At 40.5% G+C, this 1,088-nt stretch carries 1 protein-coding gene; it reads right to left on the bottom strand.

The features are described from left to right. Positions 1-164: 164 nt before the first annotated feature. Positions 165-1,088 (bottom strand): glycosyltransferase family 4 protein (locus F6K52_RS36675; protein ID WP_293090201.1); only part of this gene is annotated, 924 nt, incomplete at its 5' end.

Here is a 1,088-nt window from a genome sequence, read left to right on the forward strand (position 1 = left end):
GATAAGTACCACCAAACCCAATCAGTGTCCAGATGGCTCCACGGATAGCCAATTGTTTTACGGTTCTCATAAATTATTCGATTTTTGGATAAAATTGTGCGTATTTTGTTTGCACCCTGATTCAAAAACTGAATTAACTACCAATCTCTAGAATATGTGAAAAGTCATTTGTTCGTCTTCAATAATAGATGTTCTGGTACCAGGTTAGTATTGAGAATAGCTGGCTGAGATTGATAATCTGGACGAATGGGTTCGATCCGACCTTGTAAAGCACTATTCATTACCTGATATAACCAGGAAACTTCATAGCCTATGTTAAATTCGTCCTTGACTTTTTGTCGGGCGTTTGCACCAAATAAGACTCTAATGTCAGGGTTATTTAGTAATATATCTATATGGTCAGATAAGGAAGTAGTATCTCCCGGTGGGACGAGGTAGCCGTTGATTTGATGCTCAACTAGCTCGCTCACCCCGGCAATTTGGGTTGCAACTACAGGAATCCCGGTTTCCATTGCTTCCATTAATACTACTGGTACTCCTTCGGCAAAGCTGGACATAACAAAAATGTCTGTTTGTTGCAGATATTCTCTTACTTGTGTTTGGGATTTGGCACCTACGTAATCAACATTTCCACTCAAACCTAACTGGATGGTCTTTGCTTCTAGCTGTTTGCGTTCTGGGCCATCGCCAATCACTGTTAATAAAATATTTGGGTATTTTTTTTGCAATGTTACCAAACTTTCTAGTAGTATGGGCAACCCTTTAGCAGCAGCGAGCCTGCCTATGAATAGTAGACGTTTTCCTTCTCCTTTGTGGGTGACTGGTTTAAATAAACTTGGGTCAATGCCACAATGAACGATATGCATTTGCTGCCATTTTTCTGGGTTGGCAAATATCATACCCTGACTACGGGCAAAATTACTGATGCAACAGACAAATAATGCTCGTTTGATTTTTTCATCCAGTCGCCATTGATATGGTTTAAAAAAGATGTATGGTCCGTGTAATGTGAAACTGTATGTAAATCCTTGCATTGCCGCAGCTAGCATGGCGACTGTGCCGCTAGCTTCAGCAATGTGATTGTGGAA

This window comes from Moorena sp. SIO3H5, from assembly GCF_010692395.1.
Taxonomy (GTDB): Bacteria; Cyanobacteriota; Cyanobacteriia; order Cyanobacteriales; family Coleofasciculaceae; genus Moorena.